This window comes from Acidobacteriota bacterium, from assembly GCA_020349885.1.
Classification (GTDB): Bacteria; Acidobacteriota.
The window spans coordinates 716,470-722,894 of record CP070701.1 but is presented as its reverse complement, the minus strand read 5'-3'; the positions used below and the strand labels follow the sequence as shown (position 1 = coordinate 722,894).

The window sequence follows — 6,425 nt, the reverse complement described above, 5'->3', positions numbered from 1 at the left end:
AGGCGGGATGCCCCTTTTTAACCCTCACTTAGTGCCTTCTATGTTTCGCTCGACAAAGAGATACACTTCTTCTCCGGGCTTTACCATCCGCAGCTTCTCGCGGGCAATGGCCTCGAGCGCGCTCGGATCGTTCCGAAGGTGCTCCAGATAGACGCGGAGGCGGTCGTTTTCCCGGCGCGCGATTTCAAGCTCGCCCTGCACGGCGCGGTACTGGGCGTGGGTGCGGTAGAGGGCGACGAGTCCCTCGTCGCTGAAGAGCACGAAAAGGCACAGGAAAAAAATCACGGCGCAAAACGCGAAAATCATCACTTCCTTCAAGACGCGCATGCGCGTTTTCTCGGAAATGGTTGGCGGCAGCGGTGAAATGGGCATACCTATCGGGCCGGGGTTTTCTCGAGGAAGCGCCGGTAGGGCTCCCGCCCCGCAAAGCGGGCTCGCGAGCCCAGCGCCTCCTCGATCCGAAGAAGCTCGTTGTATTTGGCGACGCGGTCGGTGCGGCAAGGGGCGCCCGTCTTAATCTGTCCCGCCCCGGTGGCAACGGCCAGGTGCGCGATGGACGTGTCCTCCGTTTCCCCCGAGCGGTGCGAGACAACCAGGCCGTAGCCCGCGCGCCCGGCCAGCTCGATCACGTCAAGCGTCTCCGTGACGGTGCCGACCTGATTGAGTTTGATGAGGATGGCGTTCGCCGCGCGCTCGTCGATGCCGCGCTGGAGAAGAGGGCGCTGGGTGACGAAAAGGTCGTCGCCCACCAATTGAACGCGGTCGGCGAGGCGCGAGGTTATCGCCTTCCACCCGTCCCAGTCGTCCTCCGCGAGCGGGTCTTCCAGCGATACGATGGGATAGCGCCCGAGAAGGCTCTCGTAATAGGCGACGAGCTCGGACGTGGAAAGCCGCCTGTTCTCGCCGCGGAAATGGTAGTTTGCACCCTCATAGAACTCGTTTGCGGCCGAGTCGAGCGCGAGCCCCACGTCCTTGCCCGGGCTGAAGCCGGCCTTCTCGACGGCGCGCAGGAGCCAGTCGAGAGCCTCGGCGTTCGTGCCCAGGCTGGGCGCGAAGCCCCCCTCGTCCCCCACGGAGGTCGTCAGGCCGGCCTCGCCCAGGAGTGCCTTCAGGGCGTGGGTGCACTCGGCGGCCCATCGAAGCGCCTCGCGGAACGTCGGCGCGCCGTAGGGCACGAGCATGAATTCCTGAATGTCGAGATTGTTCGCGGCGTGAGCGCCGCCGTTCAGAACGTTTATGAGCGGTGTCGGCAAAAGGTGTGCGGCGTCTCCGCCCAGGGAGCGGTAGAGGGGAAGCCCCCCGGCCCGGGCCGCGGCGTGCGCCGCCGCAAGCGACACGCCGAGGACCGCGTTCGCGCCCAGCTTCGATTTGTTCGGCGTGCCGTCCAGGTCGATGAGCGCCCGGTCCAGGGCCGCCTGCTCGTGGGCGTCGAAACCCGTCAATTTTTCCGCGAGGACCCGGTTTACGCTTTCCACCGCCTGGAGGACGCCCTTTCCCCAATACCGCTTCGCGTCTCCGTCGCGTCGCTCGAGCGCCTCGCGCTTGCCCGTCGAGGCTCCCGAGGGAACGCATGCGCGCCCCCGCACGCCGCCCTTCAGGTGCACGTCCACCTCCACGGTGGGCTGCCCCCGCGAGTCGAGGATTTCCCGTGCGACGATGCGGTCGATGCGAAACAACGAGTCGTTCATGATGCTCTCGAGTCCTCCCGGACGAGTGATTTACCGATGCGTAGAAGTTTTTCGGCCATGGCGCGGCTCGGGGCCTCCGCGTAGAGGCGCACGAGGGGTTCGGTGCCCGACCGGCGGAGCGCAAGCCACGCGCCGCCCTCGAGGCGCCACTTGACGCCGTCGACGCGCTCGGTGCCGAGGACGCGCAGCCCTGCGAAGCTCTTCCGTTTCAGCGACGAAGCGCCGTTTCGCAGCACGCCGTGGGCGTCCCTGCGCGCGCTCGCGCGGCGTGTTCCGAGGCGGGAGAAGAAATCCTGCGCGAGCGCCGCGAAGGGCCTGCCCTCGCGCGCCACCATGTCGAGCGCAAGGAGGCCGGCGAAAATTCCGTCCTTCTCGGGCAGGTGGGCTGCGGTGGAGAACCCCGCGCTCTCTTCGCCTCCCGCGACGGCCTCGCCGCGCAAAAATTTTTCCCCGATGTGCTTGAAGCCCACCGGCGTCTCGAACACCTCGACGCCGTGCAGCCGCGCCACCTCGTCCACGAGGTGCGTCGTCACCACGGTGCGGGCTAGCCCCCGGCGCGCCGGGGCGCCCTTGCGCCGGAGGACGTAGTCGCAGAGCATGGCGACCACGAGGTTTGGCGAGACGAACGCGCCGCGCCCGTCGAGGACGCCGAAGCGGTCGGCGTCACCGTCGGCCGCAAGGCCGAGCGCCGCGCCTTCCTTCCGCACGCGGCGGCCCAGCTCACGCAGGCGCTCGGGGGCCGGGTCCGGCATCGAGCCGCCGAAGAGCACGTCGCGCTCCGTCCGGAGCGCCGCGTGCGGAATCCCCTCCTCCCGGAGCACGCCGTCGAGCCAGCCCGAGGCCGCTCCGTGCATGGCGTCCACGGCGACGCGCAGCCTGGCGCGCCGGATTCTTTCGAAATCCACGGCCCGCCGGAGCGCCCGGAAATACACTCTTTTCGCGGAGACGTGTTTTATGGAATTCTCGCCTTGCCGCAGGAGGGGCTTCGCATCCTTGGGAATCAGGGCTTCGATGGCCCGGGTGGTCTCCGGCGGCGCGGGGGCGCCTTCCTGCGTGGTCCATTTCATCCCCTGCCACTCGCAGGGGTTGTGGCTTGCCGTGAAATTGACGGCGCCCGCGAGGCGCTTCGCCCGCACGAACGCCGACACGGCCGGCGTGGGCGTCGGTTCCCCGGCCAGAAGGACGCGCCGCCCCTGGGCCGCAAGGACGCGCGCCGCCTCGAGGGCGAACGCCTCGGCCATATGGCGCGTATCGTAGGCGATGAATACTGCAGGCGGCTCCGTCTGTGTCTTTCTTCCGCCCCGTGCCAGCGCCGCATCTTGCGTGGAAAGCCACCGTCCGATGGCCCATGCAAGACGGCGAACGTTCTCAAACGTGAAATCCCGGGCAATCTGCCCACGCCAGCCCGAGGTGCCGAAGCGAATGTCCGTCGTGCACGCCATGGATAACAATGGGAGCTTTCCGCTCCGCATAAAGTAGCACGCGCGCCCCAGGAAAGGCAAGTCCCGGCGCTCGCCCCGCCGGGGATTAGGAAGAACCCCTCGGTCGCACCCGCAGCATCAACACCATCGTGCCGATGCGGATCGTGTCGCCGTCTTGGATCCGCGCCGAGGAGATTAGTTTGCCGTTCACGAACGTGCCGTTCGTCGAGGCGATGTCGCGCAGCACGACGGCGCGCTCGCCGTAGACCTCGAGCGACGCGTGGATGCGAGAAATTTTCCCGTCCGCCAGGCCCACGTCCCCGAAGCTCCGCCCCAGCGTGAGGGGGGTCTTCATGACCTCCGCCTTCTGGCCCTTCTGGGGGCCGCTGAGGGCTTCGAGCGTGATGAGCTGGGAGGAGGGAAGCTCCATCTCGCCGAGCGCGCTCTCGTCCTCCAGCTCCGGGAGAGTGTCCGCCGGCCTTCCTTCCGCGAAAACCGGCACCCGCATTTTCGTCGTCTCCTCGGGCGAGGGGCTCAGCGTGAACGCGTAGCCGCACGCGGGGCACCGCAGGGGTCGGCCCTCCGGCTGGGGGCTCTTCATGAGCCACTCAGCCCCGCACTTCGGGCACAGCGTCGGGGTGCTCATCGTCTCGGCTCTCCTTCTACACTATGGAAAATTTCGGGAAGCGAATCAAGCCGGCGCATTTTCCTGAAGCTCCTTCATGGCCTGCTCGAACTGCTCGTCGTTCGGGGCGACGCCGTGGAACTTGACGCTGTTCTCCATGAACGAGACCCCTTTGCCCTTGACGGTGCGGGCGCGGATGAGCGTGGGCCTGCCCTTGGTTTTTTCCGCCTCGTCGAGCGCCGTCAGAATCTCTTTCATGTCGTGGCCGTCGATGTCCAGCACGTGCCATCCGAAGGCGCGCCACTTGTCAAGGATGGGCTCGATGGCCTTGATGTCCTCGATGCGGCCGTCGATTTGCAGTCCGTTGTGGTCGAAGAGGGCGCACAGGTTGTCGAGCTTGTGGTGGGCGGCCGTAAGGGCGGCCTCCCACGTCTGCCCCTCCTGCATCTCGGCGTCGCTCACGATGCAGTAGGAGCGCGCTGGGCTTCGGTCGAGGCGCAGGCCGAGCGCCATGCCGTTTGCGGCCGAGAGGCCCTGCCCGAGCGAGCCAGTGGACATCTCGATGCCGGGCGTCTTCGTCATGTCGGGATGCCCTTGGATGTGGTGGCCAAAGACGCGGTAGCCCATCAGGTCCTCCTTGGGAAAAACCCCGAGGCCGGCGAGCGCCGCGTACTGGGCGCAGCAGCCGTGGCCTTTCGAGAGCACGAAGCGGTCGCGTTCTTCCCACTTCGGGTTCTTCGGGTCGTAGCGCATCTGGTGGAAGTAGAGCGCCGTGACCATGTCGATGCACGAGAGCGCCCCGCCGGGATGGCCGCTTCCGACGTTATGGATCATCCTGACGATATCCATGCGGAAGCCGTGCGCGAGCTTTTCGAGGCGCTTGACGTCGGCGTCGGTGAACGGGGGCATAGCATATGGTAGGGAAGCGGAAGGGATTTTTCAAGCGCGGGGCTTGCCGTTTGCCGCCATCTCCCGCAGCGCCGCGCTCGGCGCAAACCGCGCGCCGTGCCGCTCGGCTAGGCGCTCGAGCTCCCCGACGATTTTCGAGAATCCCACCGTCCCGGCCCAGCGCAGCGGCCCGCTCCGAAACGGCGCGAAGCCCGTGCCCATCACCATGGCGAGATCCACGTCCTCCGGGCGCGCCGCGACGCCCTCCTCGAGGCAGCGCGCCGCCTCGTTCACGACGGGGTGGAACAGGCGCGGGACGAGGTCTTCCTTACGCGGCTTTTTTCCGGAAACCGCGAAAGGCAGGCGGGCGGGGCGCTTACGACTTCCCTTGTGGACGTAAAAGCCACGACCCGCCCTCTTGCCGAGGTGCTTTTCCCCGTAGAGGACGTCGAGGAGCTTCGATTCCGCGAAGCGGCCTGGAAACGCGGCGCGCATCGTCTCGCCCACGTGGTGCGCCACGTCGATCCCCACCTCGTCGAAAAGCGCGAGCGGGCCCATCGGCATCCCGAAGTCGAGCGCCGCCTCGTCCACGGCCTTCAGGGAGAATCCCTCCTCGACCATCAGCGCCGCCTCCATCATGTAGGGCAGGAGCAGGCGGTTGACGAGGAAGCCGGGAGAATCCTTGACGACGACGGGCGTCTTGCCGAGGCGCTGCGCGAACGAGACGGCCGCGGCGACGGCCTCGTCGGAGGATTCTTCTCCTCGCACCACCTCGACGAGCGGCGTCTTGTGGACGGGGTTGAAAAAGTGGAGCCCCACGACGCACTCCGGGTGCCGGAGCCCGCGCGCCATCTCCGTGACCGGGAGCGCCGAGGTGTTCGACGCGAGGACGCAGCGCCGGGAGACGACGCGCTCGAGCTCGGAAAAAATTTGCTTCTTGACGTCCATCCGCTCGACGGCGGCCTCGACGACCAAGCCGGTATTTCCGAAGCCGTCGTAGCGCAGCGTCGGCATGATGCGGCCCAGGCCGCGCTCGGCCTCCGCGGACGTGATGCGGTGGCGCTTCTGTTGGTCCTCGAAAAGGCCGCGCGCCGCGCGGAGCGCCTGCGCGAGCGCCTCCTCGCGAACGTCCTTCATGCGGACGGCGCAGCCCTTGTACGCGGCGAGCTGCGCGATGCCGCCTCCCATGACGCCCGCCCCCGCGACGCCGACGCGCTCGACGGGCGGCGGCTCCGCGCCGTCGATGCGCAGTTTCTCGGCCTCCTTCCGGAGGAAGAAGAGGCGCATCAGGTTCTTGCACACGGGGCCCGCGATGAGGTGCCCGACCGCGCGGGCCTCCTCGGCGAGGCCGCGCTCGATTGGCCACGAGAGCGATTTTGCGCAGAGCCGCACCGCCTCGAGCGCCGCCGGGTAATGGCCGCGCGTGCGTTTCATCGTTTTGCGGCGGGCCACGGCCGCGATGAGCGGGCGCACGAAAGGGTGGTTGACGGCCTTCCTGGTTCTCCGCCTCGCGGAGAGCTTTACTCCGGGAAGCACCTCGTCGCGGATGAATTTCAAAGATTCTTCGAGAAAAATTGCTTCTGGAAAGACGGCGTCGGCGAGCCCTATGCGGAGCGCTTGCTTCGCCGCTACCTTTTTTCCCGTGAGGACAAGCTCCAGCGCCCGCGGCAGCCCCACGAGGCGCGCGAGGCGCTGCGTGCCCCCCCAGCCGGGCGCGAGGCCCAGGAGAATTTCCGGAAATCCCATGCGCGTCGAGGGCGAGTCCGAGAGCACGCGGCGGGTGCAGGCGAGGGCGAGCTCCGT

General features: G+C 67.4%; 6 protein-coding genes. All 6 read right to left on the bottom strand.

From position 1 onward, the window contains the following. Positions 1 to 24: 24 nt before the first annotated feature. Entirely contained in the window at positions 25 to 327 is a 303-nt protein-coding gene (locus tag JSV08_03120) for a septum formation initiator family protein (protein UCF81416.1), read from the bottom strand. A gap of 47 nt (positions 328 to 374) precedes the next feature. Beyond that, the gene (eno, locus tag JSV08_03115) at positions 375 to 1,676 is read right to left on the bottom strand and encodes a phosphopyruvate hydratase (GenBank protein ID UCF81826.1); all 1,302 of its coding nucleotides are present in this window, start codon (positions 1,674 to 1,676) and stop codon (positions 375 to 377) included. 8 nt (positions 1,677 to 1,684) lie between these two features. Then, the gene (locus tag JSV08_03110; GenBank protein ID UCF81415.1) at positions 1,685 to 3,130 is read right to left on the bottom strand and encodes a phosphoglucomutase/phosphomannomutase family protein; all 1,446 of its coding nucleotides are present in this window, start codon (positions 3,128 to 3,130) and stop codon (positions 1,685 to 1,687) included. Positions 3,131 to 3,215: 85 nt separating this feature from the next. After that, positions 3,216 to 3,755, bottom strand: coding sequence for an FHA domain-containing protein (locus JSV08_03105; protein UCF81414.1), 540 nt, complete (start codon positions 3,753 to 3,755; stop codon positions 3,216 to 3,218). 45 nt (positions 3,756 to 3,800) lie between these two features. After that, a complete protein-coding gene (locus JSV08_03100; GenBank protein UCF81413.1) occupies positions 3,801 to 4,643 on the bottom strand; it encodes a transketolase in 843 nt (280 codons plus the stop codon). Between the two features lie 30 nt (positions 4,644 to 4,673). After that, positions 4,674 to 6,425 (bottom strand): enoyl-CoA hydratase/isomerase family protein (locus JSV08_03095; GenBank protein UCF81412.1); only part of this gene is annotated, 1,752 nt, incomplete at its 5' end.

Coding starts and splice junctions, on each gene's coding strand:
- JSV08_03120 (UCF81416.1), bottom strand. CDS start 327: ATGCGCGTCTTGAAGGAAGTGATGATTTTCGCGTTTTGCGCCGTGATT.
- JSV08_03110 (UCF81415.1), bottom strand. CDS start 3,130: ATGGCGTGCACGACGGACATTCGCTTCGGCACCTCGGGCTGGCGTGGG.
- JSV08_03105 (UCF81414.1), bottom strand. CDS start 3,755: ATGAGCACCCCGACGCTGTGCCCGAAGTGCGGGGCTGAGTGGCTCATG.
- JSV08_03100 (UCF81413.1), bottom strand. CDS start 4,643: ATGCCCCCGTTCACCGACGCCGACGTCAAGCGCCTCGAAAAGCTCGCG.